This is a genomic window from Rhizobium sp. Root1204 (genome assembly GCF_001424965.1).
GTDB lineage: Bacteria > Pseudomonadota > Alphaproteobacteria > Rhizobiales > Rhizobiaceae > Pararhizobium.
The window spans coordinates 147,604-170,111 of sequence record NZ_LMCZ01000003.1 but is presented as its reverse complement, the minus strand read 5'-3'; the positions used below and the strand labels follow the sequence as shown (position 1 = coordinate 170,111).

22 protein-coding genes are annotated in these 22,508 nt (G+C 57.8%); 7 read left to right on the top strand and 15 right to left on the bottom strand.

Annotation, left to right across the window (positions count from 1 at the left end; genetic code table 11):
- The first annotated feature begins 1 nt into the window (after position 1).
- Positions 2-1,003, top strand: coding sequence for a sugar ABC transporter substrate-binding protein (locus ASC96_RS05315; protein WP_082511958.1), 1,002 nt, complete (start codon positions 2-4; stop codon positions 1,001-1,003).
- Positions 1,004-1,520: 517 nt separating this feature from the next.
- Here ASC96_RS05315 and ASC96_RS05310 read toward each other — a convergent pair.
- The 13 genes from ASC96_RS05310 to ASC96_RS05250 all read right to left on the bottom strand — a co-directional run bounded on the left by ASC96_RS05310 (position 1,521) and on the right by ASC96_RS05250 (position 14,019).
- Entirely contained in the window at positions 1,521-2,495 is a 975-nt protein-coding gene (locus ASC96_RS05310) for a helix-turn-helix domain-containing protein (RefSeq protein WP_162246328.1), read from the bottom strand.
- 43 nt (positions 2,496-2,538) lie between these two features.
- On the bottom strand, positions 2,539-3,216 hold the full coding sequence (locus ASC96_RS05305) for a hypothetical protein (RefSeq protein ID WP_060502011.1): 678 nt from the start codon (positions 3,214-3,216) through the stop codon (positions 2,539-2,541).
- 17 nt (positions 3,217-3,233) lie between these two features.
- The gene (locus ASC96_RS05300; protein WP_060502010.1) at positions 3,234-4,016 is read right to left on the bottom strand and encodes a LuxR C-terminal-related transcriptional regulator; all 783 of its coding nucleotides are present in this window, start codon (positions 4,014-4,016) and stop codon (positions 3,234-3,236) included.
- 158 nt (positions 4,017-4,174) lie between these two features.
- A complete protein-coding gene (locus ASC96_RS05295; protein WP_060502009.1) occupies positions 4,175-5,380 on the bottom strand; it encodes an MFS transporter in 1,206 nt (401 codons plus the stop codon).
- A gap of 56 nt (positions 5,381-5,436) precedes the next feature.
- Complete coding sequence (locus ASC96_RS05290; RefSeq protein WP_060502008.1) at positions 5,437-6,168, bottom strand: ABC transporter ATP-binding protein; 732 nt, start codon at positions 6,166-6,168, stop codon at positions 5,437-5,439.
- Entirely contained in the window at positions 6,161-6,934 is a 774-nt protein-coding gene (locus tag ASC96_RS05285; protein WP_060502007.1) for an ABC transporter ATP-binding protein, read from the bottom strand. Before ASC96_RS05285 ends, ASC96_RS05290 begins: the two co-directional genes overlap by 8 nt.
- A complete protein-coding gene (locus ASC96_RS05280; RefSeq protein WP_060502006.1) occupies positions 6,931-7,905 on the bottom strand; it encodes a branched-chain amino acid ABC transporter permease in 975 nt (324 codons plus the stop codon). The genes ASC96_RS05285 and ASC96_RS05280 overlap by 4 nt, the downstream gene beginning before the upstream one ends.
- 4 nt (positions 7,906-7,909) lie before the next feature.
- Positions 7,910-8,785, bottom strand: a complete 876-nt coding sequence (locus ASC96_RS05275; protein ID WP_060502005.1) for a branched-chain amino acid ABC transporter permease — start codon at positions 8,783-8,785, stop codon at positions 7,910-7,912.
- Positions 8,786-8,840: 55 nt separating this feature from the next.
- Positions 8,841-9,998, bottom strand: a complete 1,158-nt coding sequence (locus tag ASC96_RS05270) for an ABC transporter substrate-binding protein (protein WP_060502004.1) — start codon at positions 9,996-9,998, stop codon at positions 8,841-8,843.
- A 144-nt stretch (positions 9,999-10,142) separates the two neighbouring features.
- A complete protein-coding gene (locus ASC96_RS31560) occupies positions 10,143-10,799 on the bottom strand; it encodes a flavin reductase family protein (RefSeq protein ID WP_162246327.1) in 657 nt (218 codons plus the stop codon).
- Between the two features lie 841 nt (positions 10,800-11,640).
- Positions 11,641-12,282, bottom strand: coding sequence for a maleylacetoacetate isomerase (maiA, locus tag ASC96_RS05260; RefSeq protein WP_060502002.1), 642 nt, complete (start codon positions 12,280-12,282; stop codon positions 11,641-11,643).
- Positions 12,283-12,352: 70 nt separating this feature from the next.
- Complete coding sequence (locus ASC96_RS05255; RefSeq protein WP_082511955.1) at positions 12,353-13,396, bottom strand: NADH:flavin oxidoreductase/NADH oxidase; 1,044 nt, start codon at positions 13,394-13,396, stop codon at positions 12,353-12,355.
- A gap of 11 nt (positions 13,397-13,407) precedes the next feature.
- Positions 13,408-14,019: an NAD(P)-dependent oxidoreductase gene (locus ASC96_RS05250; protein WP_060502000.1), complete on the bottom strand. Its 612-nt coding sequence runs from the start codon at positions 14,017-14,019 to the stop codon at positions 13,408-13,410.
- A 175-nt stretch (positions 14,020-14,194) separates the two neighbouring features.
- Between ASC96_RS05250 and ASC96_RS05245 the strand changes: the two genes are divergently transcribed.
- Positions 14,195-14,959, top strand: a complete 765-nt coding sequence (locus tag ASC96_RS05245; protein ID WP_244481886.1) for a glucose 1-dehydrogenase — start codon at positions 14,195-14,197, stop codon at positions 14,957-14,959.
- A 344-nt stretch (positions 14,960-15,303) separates the two neighbouring features.
- Here ASC96_RS05245 and ASC96_RS05240 read toward each other — a convergent pair whose 3' ends face one another.
- Positions 15,304-15,900, bottom strand: coding sequence for an EthD domain-containing protein (locus tag ASC96_RS05240; protein WP_060501998.1), 597 nt, complete (start codon positions 15,898-15,900; stop codon positions 15,304-15,306).
- Positions 15,901-16,110: 210 nt separating this feature from the next.
- Here ASC96_RS05240 and ASC96_RS05235 point away from each other — a divergent pair, with 210 nt between their 5' ends.
- Positions 16,111-16,869, top strand: coding sequence for an SDR family oxidoreductase (locus ASC96_RS05235; RefSeq protein WP_060501997.1), 759 nt, complete (start codon positions 16,111-16,113; stop codon positions 16,867-16,869).
- Positions 16,870-16,897: 28 nt separating this feature from the next.
- Entirely contained in the window at positions 16,898-18,622 is a 1,725-nt protein-coding gene (locus ASC96_RS05230; protein ID WP_060502069.1) for an FAD-dependent oxidoreductase, read from the top strand.
- 365 nt (positions 18,623-18,987) lie between these two features.
- On the opposite strand, the gene ASC96_RS05225 is transcribed toward ASC96_RS05230, so the two are convergent.
- Entirely contained in the window at positions 18,988-19,785 is a 798-nt protein-coding gene (locus ASC96_RS05225) for an IclR family transcriptional regulator (protein ID WP_162246325.1), read from the bottom strand.
- A gap of 229 nt (positions 19,786-20,014) precedes the next feature.
- Between ASC96_RS05225 and ASC96_RS05220 the strand changes: the two genes are divergently transcribed.
- Genes ASC96_RS05220 through ASC96_RS05210 form a run of 3 tightly spaced genes read left to right on the top strand, consistent with a single transcriptional unit; the run spans position 20,015 to position 22,405 of the window.
- Positions 20,015-20,845: an ABC transporter ATP-binding protein gene (locus ASC96_RS05220; protein ID WP_244481884.1), complete on the top strand. Its 831-nt coding sequence runs from the start codon at positions 20,015-20,017 to the stop codon at positions 20,843-20,845.
- Positions 20,845-21,630 (top strand): ABC transporter permease subunit, encoded by a 786-nt coding sequence (locus ASC96_RS05215; protein WP_060501994.1) that lies wholly within the window; start codon positions 20,845-20,847, stop codon positions 21,628-21,630. Before ASC96_RS05220 ends, ASC96_RS05215 begins: the two co-directional genes overlap by 1 nt.
- A gap of 1 nt (position 21,631) precedes the next feature.
- Positions 21,632-22,405 carry an ABC transporter permease gene (locus tag ASC96_RS05210; protein ID WP_060501993.1) on the top strand — a complete coding sequence of 258 codons (774 nt, stop codon included), beginning with the start codon at positions 21,632-21,634 and terminating at the stop codon, positions 22,403-22,405.
- Positions 22,406-22,508 lie beyond the last annotated feature (103 nt).

Below are 22,508 nucleotides of genomic sequence, written 5' to 3'. Positions count from 1 at the left end.
CATGTTTAAACCAATGACTCCTGCCTTCCTGACAAAAGTCCTCCGCGCCGCGATGCCATTCGCCCTGGCCTCTAGTTTCCTGGTAAACCCGACATTCGCCGCAGATGCTGCGGGCAAAAAGGTGATCTTCCAGGGAGCTGACGACATCTGCGAGTATTGCGCCGCCTATAACGACGCACTGCGCAAGTATGCCAAGGATGCTGACATCAATCTCGAGGTCGTCACGAACAAGTTCGATGCTTCGCAGCAGGCGACGCAGATCAGCCAGGCGATCGCCAAAAAGCCTGACCTCATCCTTCTTTGGACCATCGACGGCACTGCGCTGTTCCCTTCGATGCGTAAGGTCAAGGCCGCTGGCATCCCGCTGCTGCTGACGGACGTAGAACCTGACAACAAGTACAAGGACCTCTGGATTTCCTACAGCGGCGCGGATTACGAAGGCGAGGGCCGGACTGCTGCCGACCTCATGGTCGAATCTTTCAAGGCCAAGGGCTTGGGCGATAGCGGCGAAGTCATCATGATTACGGGCATCGTGGGCCAGGCGCAGACGATGTCACGTTACAAGGGCTTCTCCGAGCGTCTCGCCGAGATCGCTCCGGGCATCAAGATCGTAGCCCAGCAGCCAGGCAACTGGGATACGGGCACTGCAATGGACGCCGCCTCGGGTCTACTGACGAAGTACGGCAAGACCGTCAAGGGCATCTATTCCGACGAAGACGCCATGATGAAAGGCGTCGTGGTGGCTGCTGAACGCGCTGGCATCGACGTCAAGAAGCTGGCAACGGTGTCGGTCGGCTGCGAGCCAGCTGGCGTGGAACTGCTGAAGGCTGGCAAGCTGGATGCGACGCTTGGTCAGGCACCGGCAGACGAGGCGAAATACGCCATCGACAGCGTCGTCGACTACTTCAAGGACGGCAAGCTTGAGCCCAAACGCTATACACCGATGCCGATTGCCAAGGCCGCCAACGGCGGGGCCGAGTGTAAGCCTTGGACCCAGCTCTGATATCTAAAGTGACAAATGGCATGCCCGGGAGTCTCCGGGCATGTTTGTTCTTGAAATGCCGCCTTCGCAGCTGTTGTATCATATCGGTTTAGGTGCCTGACTTTGCTCAGGCGCCAATCCGCAGCATTCCTACACCCGGAAGCTGCAATCGGCTGTTCCGATAACCGACCCCGCTCAATGCTATCGAAAGCGAGAACAACGATGAAATTATCAGCCCGCATCGTGCAGTCGATTACGTTCCGCCCACTCGAAGGTTGTCGGAGGCTTCCCCAGGCCACACGGTGATGGTTGTTGAAGAGGCCCAAATATCCGCGTTCCGAGTGAGGTAGGGCTAATGGCGGCCTAATCTTCCAAGAGCCAGCTCCCCATGGGAAAGTTCGCTGTCTTGGCGGTGGGCTTGCAGCCTGACGATTGCATCTTCGCTTCTTGGAGATCGTGCCCTGGTCCGAGCAGCGGTAGCAGCGACTGGCGAGCGCTCAACCTGTGGGGACTTTTGTGCTGCCTATATGCTCGTCAGCTAGCCAGGTCGAATGACCTGCGAGGGCGGTCGGCCGAAGTGTGCGCTGAACGTCCTGCTGAAGTGAGAACTGTCCTTGAAACCGTATGCGAATGTGGCTTCAATCACAGACGAATGCTTCCCGGCAGCAAGCGCGGCATAGCTTTCGTTGAGCCGTATATGTGAGACCCACCGCATCGGTGTCATGGCTCGACCCGCGAAAATCCGGTTCAGCGTTCGAAGTGATATGCCCGCGGCAGTCGCAAGCCTTTCCGGAGACAGATCGCTGTCATCAATGTACTGCCTGACGTAGTCCTTCAAAATATCGAAGATATGATCCGTGCGACCCACCGGGGAGCCTGTTTGGTCCGGCAGTGCGGACGCCAGAACGTCTATTGCCGCGTTACTCAGCAGTTGGCTGTACTGGATGCCGCCGAACTCGGGCAGGCATCCAAGATGCGTCATCATGGATGCTGCTAGACCCGTGTTTGCAAGCGACGCGTTCAGAATGGCGGGCGAGGAGATTGAACGGCTATAGCAATGTACATCCATCACTTCGGGCGGGACCCAGATAGAGATGGCCTTATAGGAGGAAAGAAACTCCAGGTTAAACGGCAGCCCATGGCGATACACGAACAACTCGCCGGGTTTTACTACGAAGCGCCGATCGCTTTGACTTACATTCACCGTTCCCGACTTGACCAACATGAATACGAATCCGTCAACGTGATCGGCGCTGATTTCCTGCTTCTCTCGGATGTAAGTCAGGGGTGAGGCGTCTATCGACGATATTCTGGCTTCACCGAAAGCAAACTGCCTTAGGTGGCCGGAGAACTTGGACCGCCGCGTTCCTCGTGCGAAGTTGGACCTCGAAAATCGCTGGCAGATGACATCATGCCACGCTTCGACATCGCTCTCCTGAAACGACGCCACGGCTGGCAATGCGCCCACTCGGCTATTAGACAAATGACTTTCCTCCGCCGGGAGGATGTCCAACACAGCCACCTCTGTCAATCACGTAATATCGGTTTGGACACAGCTACTTGAGAATGTGTTCGCGCGTGAAGACACGTGCAAGGCCGCGTTCGATGAAATGCGTGATGTCCTGTGCGATCTGCACTTGCCCATCTGGCATTTGGAAATAGCGTTCCTTCCAATTTGTGTCGTCGGCGAAGTGCAGATTGGTAGCCCCTCCGATGCGGGGTGATCCCTCGGTCAGCGGATCGCCGATCCAGTAACGGACATAGCGGGAGAAACCGTGGATACGCTTCGCGGCGTTCACATGGGAATCCCAGGATCTTTTGCGGGCGCTCGGCGGGAGGTCGTCATGAAAGAAGAAGCCTCGCATGATTTTATAGCCGCAACTCGGGTTGACGCCTGAAACCTCGCCGTTGTCGAGTTCCTGAATCTTGGTGACCGGATAGACGTAGTTCGTCATCGTACGCGCGTCCAACTCCGTCCGGAAGCCCTCAAATAGGCTCCTAAATGCCTGGTCGTCCGGGCAAGTCAGGTCTACCGTCGCGTCGAACTCTGAGCCTTCCCGCTTCTCGTTCTCATAGATGGCGCTTCCGCCCAACGGTTCCACTGCAACATTGATGCAGAGCCCGGAGCAGGCAGGTGATTTCGTGACACGGGGACCGAAATCATTGAGCAGGTAGCGATGGAACGCTTCACGGTCGCCGTCCTTGGCGGTAAGAAAAAACAGATAATCGTTCATGCAAGGCACCTCGTCCTTCACTGTATGAGCATTGTCGATAGTTGATGTACGGAGCTGATGTTCAAGCGATCGTAGGCGCGCCGACGATAGGTCAGCACACTGGTCTGCTTGATACCGAGATCGTTAGCGATCCCCTCAGCGGTCGACCCAAGAAGCGAACGAGCACAGACGGCAACTTCGCGGCCGGACAGATCGGGGAAGTTCGCCCGCAAACGAACTTCTACGTCCTCAGCTGTAAGGCGCCGTGTCCTGGTTACCCCGGCCGTCATCCTGGAGTGAACTTTGATGACAGAAAGCAATATCTGGCCGATATTCGAAAGCCGTTCGACCTCGTCGCGCTGGAATTCTACGCGATGGTTCTTGGGGAACACGCTCAAGACTACCGGGGTCTTCTCGTTGGACGCGAGTGTCAGCTTCTCGATAAATCCAGGACGCACATAGCAGGTCTGCCGATAGTCGCTCTGGAGGATTTCCTCGCTTTTCACGCGGGCGATATAAATGCCCGTCGGGGTGGACCGGTCGAGCAAGCGATTGATCGGATCGTACCGGAAGTATCGCGCCCGATACGCTTCGGCCCGACGCGCAGAACCTCCGCATTCACTTGCTGACATGACGATGTAGGGTACCTTCTCGTCCGTTCGGCGAACGAAGGCTATATATTCTCCGACGCTCGCGCAGAGCGAAAGAATACTCTTTATGCTATGCTCAAAGTCCGGCGTTCCGACGGTTTCCAAGAGCCTCGTGATCGCAGGGACCACAGATGGGTCGTGCCCGCACGGTTCAATACGCGAATAAATCATTTCACTTCCTCCCGGCAAACAACCGCCTCCATACGGTTATTTGCTTCGGTGAATGTAGCCTCTCCGCGCCTACCTGCATGCCGTTGTCGGCCATACAGCATGACTGCAGCCGCCAACGCAGGCATAGTTCGCTCTCCTCGGTGGAAAGGACTTGCCGGCTAACGAACCTCACCTTGTGGTAAAGCGCGGAAAGCAAGGTGGAACAGGATCGAGAGCGCACTGAACCCTATCCCCACCAGGGCTACACCATGAAACCCGAAGCTCTTGGCGGCCAGCGATCCGAGATAGCCCCCTGTCGCACCACCTAGAAAATAACTCGTCATGAAAACGCAGTTCGCTCTTGAACGCGCGTAAGCCAAGTCGGCGTAGACCCGGGTCTGGTTCGCTACCAGGTTGATGCGATTGCCGAGGTCCAGAAGCAGGAGAGATGAAATCAGCCCGATGATATAGAACGGTGCTGCTCCGAGAAGCATGAAAGACAGCATCGTCAGTGAAGATCCGACAAAGACCACGATCCGTGCCCCGAGGCGGTCGGTCATTATACCTATTGCGCTTGAAAGCAGGACATTGACAGCACCGACAAGGCCGAACGCCCCGGCGGTCGCCGGACCGAAACTATAAGGTTCCTGCGCAAGGAGAGGCGATAGAGTTGACCAGATTGCGCTGAAAGCTGCAAAGGTGGTGAAGCCGATCATTGAAGACGAACGCAAAACGGCGCTCTTCGCGACGAGGCCAGCCATCGAAACCATCAAGTCGAGCCAGCGCAGGCGCGTGCTGGGTGAAGTTGTCGGCATGAAACGGCTGATGATGATCAGCAGCACGACGTCCGCGAGTATCGACATCGCGAATACCGACCGCCATCCGTAAATCTCGGCAACGATACCGCTTGCGACCCGTGCCGTGAGCAGTCCCCCGGCCATGCCGCCCAGTAGCGCGCCAAGAACACGTCCGCGCTGACCGGAAGGAGCCAATCCGGATAAAACCGGGATCATGATCTGGGCGGAGACCGCTGTAACCCCGACAAGACCGGACGTCAGATATTCAATATGGAGGGAAGGAGCGATCGCGCATCCCGCGAAGCTGAGGATGTTCGCCACGACAATCATGGAAATGAGCTGCTTGGGATTTATCCTGTCGGCCAACGGCACCAGCAGGAATAACCCAAGCGCGTAACCCGCCTGTGTCAAGGTCGGGATCATACCCGTTTCCGCCAGATCGGCATTGAACGCCTCGCCGATCATCGGAAGTATGGGTTGCGAGATGTAGAGGGCGGACACCGCGATAGCGCATGCCACGGCCACGAAAAAAAGTGTTAAGCGATCGACTGCCGCGGGTGTGGCATCGCCGCCCTCTTCGTCGGACATTCTGGCTTCCTCAGTATCGCTTTCGTTGCCGTGACTGCGAACGACAGCGGCAAACGTTAAGCCGACACGGCTTGTTTCAACTTCGCTCCACCCAGGAAGGCTTCTCTTATCCGTTCGTCCTGAAGCAGGTTGCGAGAAAGCCCGCTTTGTTGCACCCGACCGTTGGTGAGGACGTATGCGCGGTCGGAAAGTCGAAGAGCCGCCTTCGCGTTCTGCTCGACCAGCATGATTGTAAGTTTGGTTTCCTTTCGCAGGCGCTCGAGCGTACGAAAGATTTCCGCGACCACGAGCGGCGCGAGGCCCATGCTCGGCTCGTCAAGCATCAGCAGGCGGGGCTGCGCCATCAGTGCGCGGCTTATCGCCAGCATCTGCTGCTCGCCGCCGGACATCAACCCAGCCATCTGGGTTCGGCGCTCAGCCAGTCTCGGAAAAAGGCCGAACACGAAATCAAGGTCCTTCGACGGCAGCCGTCCTTTGCGGCTGTAGCCTCCCATTTCGAGGTTCTCCATGACGCTCATATTTGTGAAGACCTGGCGTCCTTCCGGAACCTGGACAAGGCCGCGCCTGACGATTTCCGCGGCTTGCCGACCCGAGACAAGACCTCCGTCGAAAGTCACTTCGCCCTGTGCTAGTGGCACCACTCCAGATATCGCGTTGAGGAGCGTGGATTTACCTGCACCGTTCGCACCGACGAAAGCGACGATTTCACCCGACTGGACGCTGAGGTCAACGCCGCGCAATGCCGTGATGGCACCGTACTTTACCGACAGGCCCCTAGCTTCAAGCATAATGCATCTCCTCTTGCCCGAGATACGCTTCGATAACGGCGCGATTACCCTGTATCAGCTCCGGAGTTCCCTCAGCGATCTGCGTCCCGAAGTTCATCACGACGATATGGTCGGAAATCCCCATGACCATGTCCATATCGTGTTCCACGAGGACGACGACGTGGCCGGAGCCGCACACGCTCCTGATGATTTCAGAGAGTTCAACCTTCTCCGTCGGATTGAGACCTGCTGCGGGCTCATCGAGTAGAAGGCATTTCGATTGCATTGCGATCGCCCTGGCGATCTCGACACGCCGTTGAAGGCCATAGGCGAGATCGATCGCGATGCGCTCATGATAGGCAGGGCCAAGTCCCACGACCTCGAGCGCTTTTATTGCCACGTGTTCAAGTCTTTCTTCCTCGCGGCGGAGCGCAGGCAGTCTGAGAATGGTCGAAAGAAGCGAACTCGAACCATGTCGGTGCGCTCCGACCATGACGGTTTCCAACACTGTCATTCCCTGGAACAGCTGTGGTGTCTGATAGGTCCGCGCAAGACCGCTTGCTGCGACCTGGTGAGGTGGCCGACCAGATAGAGGATTGTCGAATAACGCCGCGGAGCCTCTTGTCGGAACGACGACACCGCTGATGAGATTGAGCAACGTGGTTTTTCCTGCCCCGTTCGGCCCGATCACAGAGGTGATTGCACCTGCCAGGGCATTGAAGGTCACGCCGTCAACCGCTTTCAATCCCCCGTACTGCTTGGATAAATCCTGCACGGTCAAGGTCACGCTTTGCCCTCCTTATGCCGCATGAGAGCGATGCGCTCGCCGAGAGACTGGATGAGGCCCTTGGGCATGAAGATCATGATCAGCACGATCATCGTTCCGTAGATCAGTGTCTTATACGCGTCGAAGCCTTCGAGAAGGTTTGGAAGTAGCGTGATGACGGCAGCTCCGATGATGGCACCCCAGATCATCGAGACCGATCCTACGATGATCATCGTGAGAATCTCGATTGACACGATGACGTCGAAGCCCGAGGCATTGAAGGAACGCATCTGGAAGGCGTAGAGCGAACCTGCCAGCCCCGCCAGGCCCGCAGCGAGAGTGAAGACCTGTGTCTTCTGCCTCGCGGTCGCGATACCCAGCCCCTGGGCAGCGTTTTCGGCTCCCCGAAGGGCGACGAGGGAACGGCCGAGGCGGCTGTGGATGAGATTGAGGCTAAGAAAGGTGACTACGATCAACACCGTTCCGGTCACCCAGATCATTTCACGTGTTTTGGAAAGCCTCCAGCCGAACAGCGAAAACCCGGGCATTGAGATGATGCCGGGATCGAAACCTCCGGTGAGGCTTTTCGCCTGACCGAAAATCACGAATGCCACGACCGCGAATGCAAGCGTTGCCATCGCGAGATAATGGCTGGACAACCGCAGCAACGGACGCGCAACCAGATAGCCAACCGTAGCACTCAAGAGACCGGAAAGTACGAGAGCTGCAACGGGCTCCAGTCCGAGCTTCATGGTGAAGTTGGCGGTTGCGTATGCGCCGATCCCCATGAATGCCGACTGCCCCAACGACACCTGCCCGGCATAGCCGAAAAGCAGGGAGAGACCGATAGCGGAAATCGCGTTGATCTGGGCGAATATCAATATGGTCTGGTAATAACTGTTGGGCAGGGCGAGGTTCAGCACGACCAAGGTGGCGGTGAGAATGGCCAGCGCGACGAGATCGCGTCTATATTTGCGTTGATAGGAATGCATGATTTCAGACTCGCTTGATTTCTGCCTGACCCAGGAGGCCGCTTGGACGGACGAGCAGGAGAAGGATGAGGACGACGAGGGCCACACCGTCCTTGAACGCAGACGAGATGTAGCCTGCGGTGACGCTTTCCAGCAGCCCGATCGCCAACCCACCTACGACGGCCCCGAGCGGATTGCCGAGGCCGCCAAGGATGGCCGCCGCGAAGCCCTTCAGTCCGAAGAACAGGCCGTATTCGTAAAACGCCGCTGAGATCGGCGCGACGGCGGCTCCAGCAAGAGCGCCGAGTGCTGCGGCGATTGCGAATGACAAAGCCGACATCGTCGGTGGATTGATACCACACAGCGCCGCGGCGCGTTTGTTTTCGCTTGCCGCTCTCATAGCTTTGCCGATTTTGGTATGCGCGAAAAGAAAGTAGAGAACGACGCTGCAAAGCAGGAGAAGCAGGAATATCCAAAGACCTTGTGACGGTATGAATACTTCGCCGAAGATAATGGTGGGGATGCCGCCGAAAGGCTCCAGGAAAATGACGTCCCTTCCGACGACCACCTGCATCAATCCACGGAAACCTACAGCCATGCCAATGGTGATCATCATCAATGTGAGCGGGTCCTGATGACGTGCGGAACGGAGCGCTACCCGGTCGAGCAGTATGCCGAGAATCGTGACCAGTCCGATCGCGGCCAAGACCGCGATCGGAAGTGGGAAGTCGTGAGCCGTAAGGAGCCAAGTGGAAAGTACACCACCCATCATGACGAACTCGCCGTGCGCGAAATTCACGACCCGAGTGGCATTGTAGACGATCGTGAACCCAAGTGCGATCAAGCCGTACACAGCGCCGATCATCAGCCCGGAAATGAGGGTTTGCAAAAGCGTATTCAAAGAAACCGCTCCTTGATTTGGGAAGGCCTTTACGGCGTATATGGGAGCCGGGGGACTATTCGGCAGGTACGTATTTGCCGTTCTCGACTTTCAACATGATCATCGAACCGGATTTCTCGTCGAGACCGTTGTGGTTCTGAGCGGTGAACCGGAAAAATCCGTTGGCTCCCTGGATTTCGACTTTCTCGATGGCGTCCCGGAGAGAAGCCCCGTCGAATTCACCACCGACCGATTTCAGGGCTGCCTCGAGAATCGCCATCGCGTCGGCCGGATGACCAGCGAACGTGGGAGGATAAGAGCCGAACTTCTTGTTGTAATCGTCCGCGAGCTTCGTGATCACCGGTGTCTGTGGGTTGTCGGGCTTCATGGACTCGCGTGCTAGCAGATGCATCGATGACACATACGTGCCTTCGGCTGCCTGTCCGCTCTGGTCGATGAACTCTACCGTTGCGGCGGAGTAGCCGTTGAAAAGCGGCTTGTTGATACCAAGTGACTTGGCACTGCGGACAAACAGGGTAGGGCCGGGGTTGTTGCCCCAGTACATCACGGCGTCCGCACCGGAATTCCGCAGCGCCAGGAGCTGTGGCGTGTAATCGGTATCCTTGGGCGCATGCGATTCCATGGTCTTGATTTCGATACCGTGTGCCTCGGCGATCGCCGGCATGATGTCTGCCGCGCCTTGGCCAAAGCCATCAGAGGCATGCAGGATCGCAACCGAATTGAAATTGCTTTTAGCGAAGAAGCCGAACATGTGATCGAGGACGACGCGGTCGGTCGGCGGAACCTTGAAGACGTATGGGCTCACCGGGACCACGACCTTTTCGCCGGCGGCGAAGCTGATCGTCGGGATCTCGGCCTCCTCGAAGATCGGCTTGACGGCGAGTGACTCACCTGTGGTGGACGGACCCATGACAATGTCTACGTTGTCGGACTCGACGAGCCGGCGTGCGAGCTGGGTGGCCTTGGTCGAGTTGCCCTCGGTATCATAAATGATGAGCTCGATGGGGTGGCCCGCAAGGCCGCCCTGGGTGTTCTTCTCGTCGGCGATCATGTGCAGTGTCTTTTCTTCCGCAGCGCCGATGAACGCCGCCGGGCCTGACGTCGCGATGATCGCCCCGATGCGAATAGGCCGATCGGCGGCCACGGCCGAGGTGGAAAAAACGCCCGCCATCAAAAGCGAGGTGGCTGCCAAAATACGTGTTGTTCGGCGCATGTCTGTTATCCTCCCAGATATACTGTCGCTTGCAGGGGAAGTGTAGGGACTGTGTGACAGTGCTCTGTCATCTCTGGTGAGGACAAGTTGCCATATCGCGGTTGCCCCCCGAATGGCCTCCAAATTCCTCGCGGATAAGGTCTACTATTCCGCCAACTTAGACGGCTGTCGCGCAGGCGGCTCTTTCGGTGCGGGAATCGCCAGGTGGTCAGTTGGCTTTAAATACAATCCCGCCCCGCCGAGCCGTGCAATCGGCCTGTGAAGGCCCGGATCGACATGGAAGCGATCGTTCACGTATCCGATTCGGCTATGGATAAGCAGAACCTCGCCAATGACCATGTGGTACGGTGCTTTCCCAAGGATCTGAATGGAATGAACACGACACTCCATCTGTATGGGGCACTCCAGTATGCGCGGTGGACGCACTTTGAGTGAAGGTGTGGAGGTCAGCCCATGTTCTTCAATTTCGTTGAAGCCGCGATGATGCTCGGCCGACGCGTCGCTCATCGCCTGGGCAACGGGCTCGTCGACGAGATGGACGACAAACTCCGGTACTTCGCGAAGGTTGAGGATGGTATCCTTTTCACCGCCTTGTCTGCTGGACTGCGGCATTCCGATCGAAAACATGACCATGCATGGATCGACCGCAACGGCGTTGAAAAAGCTGAAGGGAGCTACGTTCGGACCCGCCGAGCCGACGGTTGAAACGAAGGCGATCGGTCGAGGCACGACGATGCCGTTGATCAACTTACGCTGGTCGTTTAGCGTTAACTCGGAAAGGTCGAAGGTATCTGTAGACAAGGCCGGTCCTCCTGCGTTTGAGACAGGATAGAAAAACCGGCCACCGATTTATGTCGTCAGAATCCACGACGTGATAAGCCCATGTCACTGGCAATGCCCTCATCGAAAGCCTCAACGAGTCGCTCAGGGATGAGTGCCTGACCTTCATTGGTTCGAAACCGAGGCCAGAGTGCGGATCGGGGCCTTGCAAAAGCAATACAATGATGGCCGTCCTCATGCGGACCTCGGCTATTTGACACCGATGGTATATGCTGTCGGCGCAGACACTTTGGTGTGCCAAAACAGCCTCGCCAGCGTCGGAGGCTAACGCTCCAAGCTGGACCCCAAACCCAAGCGCTTCAGCCCCCAACCGCCTCCGGTCCCCGCAATCGCACCTTCCGGGATGGCGTCTTCCGTAAAGGTGTTGCCAAGCGCGGCAAAATCTCCCTCATCGTATCCCCAGGCGTGCTGACTGAGTGTAGCCGAAAGTGCGTTACCGCCGATACAGACTCTTTCTCGCTTGGATTTTCAGCGTCCGTTGCTGGTGCAAAAGACGCAGTCGGGGGGACCGCCAGCACTCAATGGTGCATTTGCAAGAGGAATGCCGCTTGAATTCACGACCCGGCTTCTTCCGCCTCAATACGGGCGATCCGCCGGAGGAATGGCGGGCATTTCAATCGAGTGAATCTTAGGTATGCAGCGCCTGGGTGAACGCCCCGGGTCAGTTGTCTCTTGTACGAATTACGACAAACCGGGTTTCGTCGTCCCTCCGCGATAGCAAATAGGCGGGATCATGACATCGCCGCCCGAACCATGTAGCCGCATGGCACGGCGTACTCGCGCCAACCGTTCAGGCCGATACCTACTCGGCGTCGATCTGTGCCACTGGATGGGCTTTCTTGAAGGCGTCCAAGCCGGCAGCCTTGGCGTCGATATCCACGAGGCGCTCCAGGCCCTCCAGCGGAACTTGGAAACGGCGCGCGTTGTAAAGCTGCGGAACCAAACAGCAGTCCGCCATTGTGGGCTGGTCCCCGAAAGAGAATTGGCCAACCTGCTGAATGAGGTCCTGAAAACCAAGCAGTCCGCCATCCCTGACCCAATGAGCGTACCAGGTCTTCACGTCCTGCTCGCTGTGTCCCATCTCATGCTTGAGGTAGTTCATCACACGGAGATTGTTGATGGGATGTATGTCGCAGGCGATCGCGTAGGAGGCGGCTCTTACTTTGGACGCGGCGAGCGGGTCCTCCGGGATCAGCCTGGTGCCTCCGAAAGCGTGGTCCAGATACTCGATGATGGCCAAAGACTGATGCAGGAGGGTCCCGTCATCCAGTTCCAGGGTCGGAACAAGCTGTTGTGGGTTTTTCGCCCGATACTCCGACTTCTTGTGCTGGCCACCGTCTTTGTACATGTGCACCGGGACATGTTCCACGTCGATACCCTTCAGCAAGAGGGCGATACGAACGCGGTAGGCGGCCGACGAGCGAAAATATCCGTAGAGCTTCATAAGGACCCCGGTATCAGAGAATAAAGACAGCTCCCCGGGGAGGGTGCCCGGGAAGCGACCTCGTCTTGCGTCAGAATCCCCGTTCGAACGGGCCTGTCGCTCGCGCGTAGGTCGGGATGGGTAGCTCCAGCTCCGCGCCGGCTTCCTTGGCAGCGCGGATCGGCCAAAACGGATCGCGCAGGAGAGTTCTACCCAAAAAAATCAGGTCAGAGCGGCCGTTGCTGACGATATCTTCCGCAAGGTCGATCGACGCGATCGACCCTGTGGTTGCTGTCGGCAGGTTGGTTGCCTTTCGAATGCGCTCGGCATACCCGGTCTGATAGCCGGGGAATACCGGACCCGCATAGCCCGGGAGAATGTTGCCCGTCTGGACGTCGATCAGATCGACGCCGCGTTTGGCAAGTTCCTTTGCCAGCATGTGCGCTTCGTCTTCGGTGACGCCGTTATCTTCGAAGTCCGTGGCGCAAATTCGGTAGAGCAGTGGCCTATCATCGGGCCATACGGCGCGCACCGTTTCCACAACCTCAAGCGCAAGCCGAATCCTGTTTTCGAGTGAACCACCATATTGGTCCGTTCTCGCGTTGGAAACGGGAGCCATGAACTCGTGCAGGAGATAGCCATTTGCCGCATGGATTTCGAGTGCGTCGAAACCGGCGGCGAGAGCGCGCAGGGCAGCGGCCCGGTAGTTCTCTTTGACGCCTTCGATATCTGCAGATGTCGCCTCGGAGGGCGTTCCGAGATCATTGTCGTAAGCCCGCGCGGACGGGCCTATCGCCGTCTCGGTGAGATGAGACTTTCGCCCCGCATGGGCGAGTTGAGCGCATATTTTCGTTCCGCAGGAATGCACGAACTGGACAAGGCGTTTCAGACCTTCTGCCTGATCGTCATTCCATAAGCCGAGGTCCTTTGCGCTGATACGTCCTCTCGGTTCGACGGCCAGTACTTCGGTGACAATCATTGCTGCTCCACCCAAGGCCCGTGCACCATAGTGGACATAGAGATGTTCGTTGAGCAGGCCGTCCTCCTGTCCCCGGTACATGAGCATGGGAGACATGACGATCCGGTTGCGCAAAGTCATGCCGCGCAAGGTTAGAGGCGAGAACACTTTACTCATGGCGGTTCTCCTCAGTAGCCAACCGTGAATCTCTTTCGCGAATTGCGCGGGTTCTCGATTTCGTCAAGCAGCGCGATAGCGTAATCCTCGAAGGAGATATGGCTTTTTCCCTCTGCGGATACGAGAAGTTCGTCTTCCCCGAGACGAAATTTTCCGGTGCGCTCGCCGGCCGAAAAGACCGCTGAAGGGGACAGGAACGTCCAGTCCAATTCGTTTTCCTTCCGCAGTTGTTCCAGCAGTTTCATGCCCGCAGCTGCCTCGGACTTAGCTGCCTCTGGAAAATTGGGGCCTTCTGCGACAAGTCCTCCTGCAGCCGAGCGAAGGCTGCCAGCGCCGCCCACGACTACGAGGCGTGGAACTCCGGAAGTCTTGGCTGCGGTAAGCAGATCGACGGGTTCATAGCGGACAAAACGCGCAGAGCTGACAATGACGTCATGTCCCGCAAGCTTTCCGGCCAGCTCTTCTGGCTTGGTGACGTCGCCCACGACAGCGGATGCAGCACCGAGCTCGGTCAGCTTTTCCAGGGTCGGGCCGATCGCGGTGACCTCGTGACCGCGTTTTACGGCTTCTTGGACGATTCGCCTCCCGGCATTGCCAGCGGCGCCGATCACTGCGATTTTCATAGCATTCCTCATCGTTGTTTGAATTTATCACACTAGCAAACACGTGACGCTTCGGTTGTCAGTCGTTCAAGCTGATGACAGGCGGCGCATTTGCGGCTCGTGTCCTTCTTCAAGATGACAGAAACGTGCGCCTCCGTTCTCTAGGGTTCGTTCAGAAACCACCAAGGAGGGTCAAATGCAAAAAACTCCGTTTGGAATAGAAATGCAGATCGCGGTCGTTACCGGTGCGGCCGCAGGCAACGGAAAATCCATAGCGACCGGTCTTGCGCGTGCAGGCGCGCGCGTTGTGCTGGCAGACAAAGACAAGGCCGGAGCCGTGGCCGCAGCGAAGGAAATCGCGGACGAAGGCTACGACGCGATAGGGTTCGGTCTCGACGTTTCGCACAAGGGGTCCTGTGACGACCTTGCTGCCGCCGTGGCGGATACGTACGGCGATACGTCGATCCTTGTAAACAATGCCGGGATCGTCCAGCGCGTCGGCATCGCCGAGGAGAATTTCCTCGAAAGCGCCGAGCGACAGTATTCCGTGAATGCCCTCGGTGTCGTGCACATGGTTCGCTCGTTGCTTCCGGCGCTGCAAAGAACAAAAGGCAGGATCGTCAACATCGGCTCGATCGCGAGCGTCCAGGCTACGACGGGCGGCATCGGATATGGCATGTCCAAGGGTGCCGTTCTCCTTGCGACGAAGACGCTGGCGGTTGAACTGGCCGACCATGGCATCCGTGTCAACGCGATAGCGCCTGGCATCATCGAGACCGCGATGACCGTGCCGACGCGCGCCAATCCGGAGAAAGCCAAAGGCTACACCGACCGCATTCCGTTGAAGCGCTTCGGCCAGCCCGACGAACTGGTTGGTCCGGTGCTTTTCCTCGTCAGCGACCAGTCGTCCTACGTCAACGGTATTCTTCTCCCGGTCGACGGAGGGTATCTGGCTGGCTAGCAAATGTGGGAGCCGGCGATCCTTTGGAGATCTTCAACCTCGGCCATGGCGCGCCACTTCGGCGAAGGCTGCCTCGCATTCAAGTTCTTCGAGTTCAACGCGATCGACGAGAAGCTGCCCTTGGTTTATTCACGACTCCGCTCAATGCGAGCGAGCTCATAAATCCATGCACTTCTATTCCCATACGCTCAACAGAGGAGGGGGCATGACATTGCCGGACATGGTAGGCACGATCCTGAAGGGGGCACTAAAGCCACGACCCGATCCACTACGCCACGCTTGAAACGGCTGCATGAGCAAGGCTGATCGGGCCTTGTTGGTAAATCTAAGCCAATCCGGACGGATTAGACAATCGTCAAAGTGTCTACTTCGTAGAGTTCCGCGGACGTGAATACCGACTGGGCGAGCTTCCTGATGCTGTCCGCCTCATTGTCTATCCACATTGCGATGGCGACGTTGGGCGGCGTCGGTTCGTTCCAAAGCGCCTCCCTGGTGAAGGAAGGCGCAAGCGTGTCGCCCGCAAGCGAAAAACTTGTACCGTTGAACAGAGAAGATAACGCCGATAACGGATCGTCGGCATGGCCGAGAAGGAACACCTTGCGAGCGCCGGCCATACCCTGCCGCTTTTCTCGCTCTGTCGCCATCAGCCCGGTTATTCCGGACAGGAACCTTGGTTCGTCTTCGATCAGCTGGCGTGTGACATCGGATTGTCCTGCGTCGCGCATACCCTGTTCAGATTCGAACCACAGCTCGACAATGCCGTCCACCTGCAGGCCGCTTGGCCCGAACTTCCACAAGGACCGATCCACCCGGTTCTGGTTGTAAGCAGCCAGCGCCGGGAAATGTATGGCGATATCGGCGTGAGGCCCGGCCCAGTGCTGGCCGAATGCCTCACGGCTCATGTCGGGGCGCTGTCTGAGGAGGGTGATGCGTTTAACCATACCCAATGGTCGCACTTTGCTGTCGGGGCGTCTGTCATCCGAAATCAGGACAATGGAAAGGTCTTGGTGGCCATCGCTCTACGTCATCATCTCGCGCGACAGACTCACCCGTTTCCAATGACGATCCTTCCACGTGATCGTTGGAACTACACATATCTGCGGCCGACCATTCCGAGCGAGGACGCGGTGGCCGTTCAAACGGGAGGATTCATGACGGTTCAAACTCTTGAGGGGCAGACGGCTTTTGTCACGGGAGCGGCACAGGGTAACGGAGCCGCGATAGCGAAAGCGCTGGCTAGAGCTGGAGCTCGGGTCGTAATCTCGGACATAACTGCCGACCGCGCAAAAGCACAGGCCGACCTTTTACTCGCAGAGGGTTACGAGGCCCTTTCCGTAGCACTGGATGTCCGCCAGCGCACCGACTGCATCGCTGTATACAAGGATGTTGTTAAAACGTGCGGCGACATCTCGATCCTCGTCAACAACGCTGGAATTTGCCCTCGCGTGCCGATCGACTCCGATGAGTTTCCGCGTGCTTGGGAGGACACGGTCGACATCAACCTTGGCGGCATCGTCAACGTTACACGAGCTTTCCTTCCTTCCCTACGCGCCACACGGGGGACAGTGGTCAACATTGCGTCGATCGCAGCATTCGTTGCCGTCCGTTCCACGCTCGCATACACGGCGTCGAAGGCCGGGGTCCGTGGACTTACACAGGCAATGGCCCAGGAATTCGCAGCCGATGGTATCCGCGTAAACGCCATCGCACCTGGCCAGATTCTAACTCCGATGCTGGCTCCGTCGCTGGCCGATCCCATTCGGAAAAAGGAGATCGAGGCGAGAATACTGATGGGGCGGATCGGAGAATCCGAGGAGCTAGGAGGCCCGGTGGTTTTCCTGTGTTCTGCAATGTCCAGCTTCGTGAACGGCATCACCCTGCCAGTTGACGGTGGATATCTCGCTGTCTGAGGCAAGCTGATTTATGAAGGAGGAAACTATGTCATTTAGCCAGGAGCTAGGCGACTATACGGACGTCGACGTGCTTGTAGCGGGAACTGGAGCAGGGGGTCTATCGGCCGCTTTCACGGCAGCCTCCCATGGGCTTAAAACGGTCGTCGTGGAGAAGGCGGCGAAATTTGGCGGCACCACCGCCGTGTCCGGTGGTTGGGTCTGGATTCCGAACAGCCGCCACGCTCGCGAAGAGGGAATACAGGACAGCATTAAGGACGCGCGCAGTTATCTCCAAGCCGAAACCGGAAACTTTTTTGACGGGGAGAAAATCGACACCTTCCTGAAGCACGGCCCGGAGATGCTCGATTATTTCGAGGAGAACAGCGCGGTTCGGTTCTCGCTCGGGGCCTATTTCTCGGACTACCATCCAGAGCAACCCGGCGGGAAAACAGGAGGACGCTCGTTGAACGCAGAGCCGTTCGATCTACGAGAACTCGGTCAAGACAAGGACCGCCTCGCGCCAGCGCTCCGCGAAATCATGTTTCTCGGGATGATGATCGGGTCGAATAGGGAGCTCAAGCACTTCTTCGAAGCTGCACGGTCGGTCAAATCTTTCGGAGTGGTGGCGGGACTGCTTGCGCGACATGCGATTGAAGTGCTGCGGAATGGCCGAGCAATGCGGCTGACCAACGGAAACGCTCTGGCGGCGCGTCTCGCCCGGTCCGTACTCGACAAGCAGGTGCCGATTTTCACAAGCACGCCGCTTCAGGAACTGGTGATTGAAGGTGGAAGGGTTGTCGGAGCGATCGTGAAGAGCGAAGGGCGGACCACCGAGATCAGGGCCCGCCGAGGGGTAGTGCTTGCAACTGGTGGCTTTCCGCATAACACGGAATTGCGCAAAGCCCTCTATCCACATGCCCAGACGGGTACAGAACACTACTCTCCCGCCGCTACGGGCAACACGGGTGACGGACTGCGCGCGGCCGAAAAGGCTGGTGCCATTTTTGAAGATCGCTATCCGCAGGCCGCCGCTTGGGTGCCTGTTTCGCTTGTTCCCAAAAAAACCGGGCCACCCGGGTACTTCCCCCACCTCGTGGACCGCGCCAAGCCTGGTGTCATTGCGGTCCGTCGCGATGGGAAGCGGTTCGTCAATGAAGCAAACAGCTATCACGACGTGATCGCCGAATTGATCCGCGCCACGCCCGTTGGCGAGGTTTGCGAAGCGTTTCTGGTTGTCGACCACCGGACGATCCGGCGCTACGGCCTTGGCTTCGTCAAGCCATTCCCCATACCGCTACAGCCGTCGCTTGCATCGGGCTACTTGAAACGTGGTCGGACGATCCGCGACCTTGCGAATGCAACCGGAATAGACCCGATAGGTTTCGAGAACACGATTCGGAATTTCAACGGATATGCCAAAAGAGACGGCTCGGACCCTGAATTTGGGAGGGGCACGACAGGGTATAACCGCTATCTGGGCGATCCCGAGCATAAACCGAACCCATGCGTTGCCCCGATAGAAAGCGGCCCGTTCTACGCGATACGGATTGTTCCCGGTGACCTTGGCAGCTTCGTGGGACTGACGACAGACAGCCACGGACACGCCCTCGATTCCGATCGACGGGCTATTCCGGGCTTGTATGCCGTTGGAAACGATGCCGCGAGCATCATGGGAGGTAATTATCCGGGTGGAGGTATCACTCTGGGACCTGCCATGACGTTCGGATATCTGGCGGGGCTCGACCTGGCGTCGGGCGGTGCCGAGTCTTGAACTACGGGCAAAATTTACGTGTCGCATGAGTATCGAGCTAATCGGGGCCTTTGCGAACTGTACAGCTGAAAATCACAGGCGTGATCTTTGCAGAAAACGCTCGTGGTTTTCGCTGGCGCAGGCTTGAACGTCAGGCACCCATGTGTTCTTCAGATCGGGTCTGACATCGTCACGCGGTTCTGCACGCTGGGATGTTCCTGCATCCTTGCGTGCCACGCCAGAAGATCATCACACTCTGCAGGCACTAACAATTAGCCGGTGCCGTCCCGCCGATGCCGCAGCAGATCATCTTCAGGCTGGCCGGCAGGCCACGAGTCCCGCATCGCTGGGACCCAGGACAATCGAATCGTTGCTGGCATTTCAGATCAGGGCTTCGAATACCCCATCTCTTTCGACATCATCTCGCACGTCGAAATCAGCATCCGCAGGCGTTCGTCATGCTCGCCGACGCTGAATTCCGAAGACAGCCCGATCGCCGTCATCGTGAACTGCAGGTTTCCTTCGTTGTCGAAGACCGGGCAGGACGCGGCGTTCAAGCCTTCGAAGGGGCTGTTGACCATGACGGAGTAGCCACGCTCGCGAATCCGTGCTGCCACGTTCTCCCATTCTGCGATGGTCGTGATGCTCTTGCGGGCAGAGGTGCTCCGGTAGCCTTTGAGGAGTTCCGATTCCAACAACGGGTCGGTTGTCGCCCTGGGAAGCAATGCAGCGAATAGCTGGCCTGCTGCAGAATTCAGAAGCTGCGAGGCGCTTCCGGGTTGAAGCTGGACATGGATGTCCGCGGTCCCCCGGTGAACCTGCACGATAACTGGCTTGGTGCGGTTCCAGACGCTGACGGTGATGAGTGAGTTGATCTCTATAGCAAGTTCAGAGCCAACCAGGTTGGCATGCCGGAGCGGATCGAAGCTCCTCATTCTTGCAATGCCCAAGGTCAAGGCAAAATGGCCCAATTGATATCTGCCGTTTCCTTCGTCCTGATCGACAAGCCCCGTCACCTTCAAACTCACAAGGTAGCCGTGTAGTTGAGCGGACGACAGCTCGGTCGCGCTTGACAGTTCCTTGAGCATCATCGGCCTCGACGCCTCAGCCAGAACCCGCAGGATCCTTCCTGCGATCTCGATCGACTGGATACCCCGCCGGGTCTTGCTCTCGGGTTCGTTCATGGAAGCCTCATTCATGGAACCGGTGTTCAACTCGTGGATCAAAAATGACCCACATTGGCCAATGCTGGGTCCGTCGTCCGATGTCAATAGATTTCGCTTCATGGAAAGCAAATGCACAAAAAATAACCGTTAAATGAGGAAAATGGCCAAAAAATTGCCATTATTCAACTATTGCAAAAGCATTTGATATTGTTATAGTCGTACCAACTGATGAATGGCGAGTATGACGATGACAGGACAAGTACTGAGAATGGAGAAGGCCGACGTGAAGGCTGAGGCTGTCGACAAGGGCGATCATTCTTCGGCGCTCGTCCAGGTATGGCGCGCCGACGTCACGCTTGCCGGAAGATCTATTCTTGAGAACCTCAGCCTCGGTCTCGACGAAGGCGAAATTGTCTGCGTCGTAGGTCCATCCGGGAGTGGTAAGACGACCCTGCTGCGGCTGCTCGGTGGTCTTTTGAAACCATCGGCGGGCAAGGTTCTTCTGGGTGGCGCGGAAATGCGCAAACCCAGACAGGACGTCGCCATCGTCTTCCAGGACTATTCGAAGGCGCTACTTCCGTGGCGCGATGCGGCTTACAACGTCGCGCTCGCGATGGAGGCCATGGGCACGCCCCGGTCCGAGCGTCCGGCGAAAATCAGGAAGCTTCTCGAGATGATGGGGCTTGGAGACCATGCTTCAAAATTTCCCAACCAGATGTCCGGCGGGATGCAGCAGCGGCTTCAGATCGCTCGCTGTCTCGCCCAGGAGCCAAAGGTGCTACTGATGGATGAGCCGTTCGGTGCTCTTGATGCGATGACGCGTCAGGCCTTGCAGGACGAGGTCCTTGCCATTTCGAAGCAGATGGGCACCACCGTCTTCTTCGTCACGCACGACTTGGAAGAGGCGATCTATCTCGGCGACCGTATCGTCGGCCTTCTTCCGAACCCCGGCCGCGTCGGAGAGATATTCCAAGTCAACCTGCCGCGGCCGCGCAACCAGCTTTCCACCCGCGAAGACCCCGAGTTCCTTCGTCTGCGTCGCGCTCTATTCGACTTCATCGAGAGGGCTGAACGGTGATGCAGATCGGTTCCACCAGATTGGGAAAGATCGGCATCGGGCTGATCGTACCAGTTGGCCTTCTGGCATTTGCCGAGCTCTGGCTTTCGCAGCATGGCGACTACAACACCTATGCGGTCGCCAGACCCAGCGAAGTGGTGAGAAGGCTCTTCGTCGAAATGGCGAGCGGCCATCTCTTAACCTTGACCAGGGAGACGCTTGGGGCGGCGATCACCGGCCTGTTCTTCGGAACGCTTATCGGCGTGACCTGCGGCATCCTCTTCGGATTGGTCCGCCCCATCGACCGGCTGATGGAGGTCACCATCGAGCTCTTGCGTCCGGTGCCGTTCATTGTCCTGATTCCCATGATCATGATGATGCTCGGCGTCGGCCTCAAGATGGAAGCGACGGCGATCGCCATCGGGACGTTCTGGCCGAATATGTTGATGAGCCGTGCGGCCATGCGTCAGATCGAACCAAGGTTGATGGAGGTTTCGCAGGTACTCGGCCTGAGCACCCTGCAGAGCTGCTTCAAGATCATCCTGCCTGCGACTTTGCCAAGGCTGTTCGTAGCCTTCCGGCTTGCACTGGGTTTCAGCCTGCTCGGTGCGGTCTCGGTCGAGATCACCGCTAACCCCAGCGGACTTGGCAGCGCGATGATGCTTGCACAGCAGGCGCTCCAGCCGGACGCCATGTTCGCCTACATCGTCTGGGTGGCGTTGCTCGGATGGGGACTTGCTGCCTCACTCAACCTGATCGAGACGCGGTTCTTCGGTCGCTTCCAGATGCAGATGGCGGATCGCTGACATGAGCAATCAAGTTCGCTCAAGAACCATATGGATTGTCGGGAGCTTCGCAGTTGCGGCTTTCTGGGTCCTGCTATGGAGCAAGGCCGTCGATGCTCGGTTGCTGCCTGCTGCTGTCCTGCCCAGCCCGCTGAAGGTTTGGCAGTCGCTCGTCCGAGGCTTCTCGAACGGAAGCCTCATCGACATGATGATCTCGACGACGAACCGGATGCTCTACGGCTGGCTCCTCGCTTCGGCGATCGGCATTCTGATGGGTGCCGCGATCGGAATGTCGCGCACCCTCCGTGCCTTGCTCGGTCCGACGCTCGAGATGCTCCGCCCAATCCCGGCAGCGGCCATGTTGCCGGTCGGCCTCGCATTCTTCGGCCTCACGGAGACCATGGTCCTGTTCTGCATCGCCATCGCCTCTGGATGGCCGACGCTGATGTCCTCGGTCCATGGCTTTTCGAACATCGAGGTCCGCCACCAGGAGGTTGCCCAGGCGCTCGGCCTTTCCTGGCTACAGGCGTTCTGGAAGATCAGCCTGCCATCGGCGCTGCCCGACATCTTCTCCGGCATGCGGCTGAGCCTGACCATCTCGCTCATCGTCGCGTGTCTCGGGGAATGGATCGTCAGCAAGCCCGGCCTCGGACGCTACATTTTCTTCTCCAGCGAAAATTTCCGCGCACCGGACGTGTTCGCAGGAATTGCAATGATCAGCGTCATCGCAATCGCAACCACGACCTGCCTGTCGCTTTTCGAAGCGCGGTTGCTTCGGTGGAACACGAAACGCTGACATCCGCTCGTCGACAACCGATCGACCCCAAACGATTCCACTTCCCGCAAGGACCATGGGCCTGGCGAGGTAAACTTCAACCTAAAACAAGAGGGACGAACTC

Excerpts from the sequence above, each read along its gene's own strand:
- ASC96_RS05290 (WP_060502008.1), bottom strand. The coding sequence starts at position 6,168 with ATGCTTGAAGCTAGGGGCCTGTCGGTAAAGTACGGTGCCATCACGGCA.
- ASC96_RS05255 (WP_082511955.1), bottom strand. The coding sequence starts at position 13,396 with ATGAGTAAAGTGTTCTCGCCTCTAACCTTGCGCGGCATGACTTTGCGC.
- ASC96_RS05240 (WP_060501998.1), bottom strand. The coding sequence starts at position 15,900 with ATGGTTAAACGCATCACCCTCCTCAGACAGCGCCCCGACATGAGCCGT.
- ASC96_RS05280 (WP_060502006.1), bottom strand. The coding sequence starts at position 7,905 with ATGCATTCCTATCAACGCAAATATAGACGCGATCTCGTCGCGCTGGCC.
- ASC96_RS05245 (WP_244481886.1), top strand. The coding sequence starts at position 14,195 with ATGCAAAAAACTCCGTTTGGAATAGAAATGCAGATCGCGGTCGTTACC.
- ASC96_RS05305 (WP_060502011.1), bottom strand. The coding sequence starts at position 3,216 with ATGAACGATTATCTGTTTTTTCTTACCGCCAAGGACGGCGACCGTGAA.
- ASC96_RS05235 (WP_060501997.1), top strand. The coding sequence starts at position 16,111 with ATGACGGTTCAAACTCTTGAGGGGCAGACGGCTTTTGTCACGGGAGCG.
- ASC96_RS05210 (WP_060501993.1), top strand. The coding sequence starts at position 21,632 with ATGAGCAATCAAGTTCGCTCAAGAACCATATGGATTGTCGGGAGCTTC.
- ASC96_RS05270 (WP_060502004.1), bottom strand. The coding sequence starts at position 9,998 with ATGCGCCGAACAACACGTATTTTGGCAGCCACCTCGCTTTTGATGGCG.
- ASC96_RS05315 (WP_082511958.1), top strand. The coding sequence starts at position 2 with ATGTTTAAACCAATGACTCCTGCCTTCCTGACAAAAGTCCTCCGCGCC.
- ASC96_RS05295 (WP_060502009.1), bottom strand. The coding sequence starts at position 5,380 with ATGTCCGACGAAGAGGGCGGCGATGCCACACCCGCGGCAGTCGATCGC.
- ASC96_RS05300 (WP_060502010.1), bottom strand. The coding sequence starts at position 4,016 with ATGATTTATTCGCGTATTGAACCGTGCGGGCACGACCCATCTGTGGTC.
- ASC96_RS05220 (WP_244481884.1), top strand. The coding sequence starts at position 20,015 with ATGACAGGACAAGTACTGAGAATGGAGAAGGCCGACGTGAAGGCTGAG.
- maiA (WP_060502002.1), bottom strand. The coding sequence starts at position 12,282 with ATGAAGCTCTACGGATATTTTCGCTCGTCGGCCGCCTACCGCGTTCGT.
- ASC96_RS05225 (WP_162246325.1), bottom strand. The coding sequence starts at position 19,785 with ATGAACGAACCCGAGAGCAAGACCCGGCGGGGTATCCAGTCGATCGAG.
- ASC96_RS05230 (WP_060502069.1), top strand. The coding sequence starts at position 16,898 with ATGTCATTTAGCCAGGAGCTAGGCGACTATACGGACGTCGACGTGCTT.
- ASC96_RS05215 (WP_060501994.1), top strand. The coding sequence starts at position 20,845 with ATGCAGATCGGTTCCACCAGATTGGGAAAGATCGGCATCGGGCTGATC.
- ASC96_RS05250 (WP_060502000.1), bottom strand. The coding sequence starts at position 14,019 with ATGAAAATCGCAGTGATCGGCGCCGCTGGCAATGCCGGGAGGCGAATC.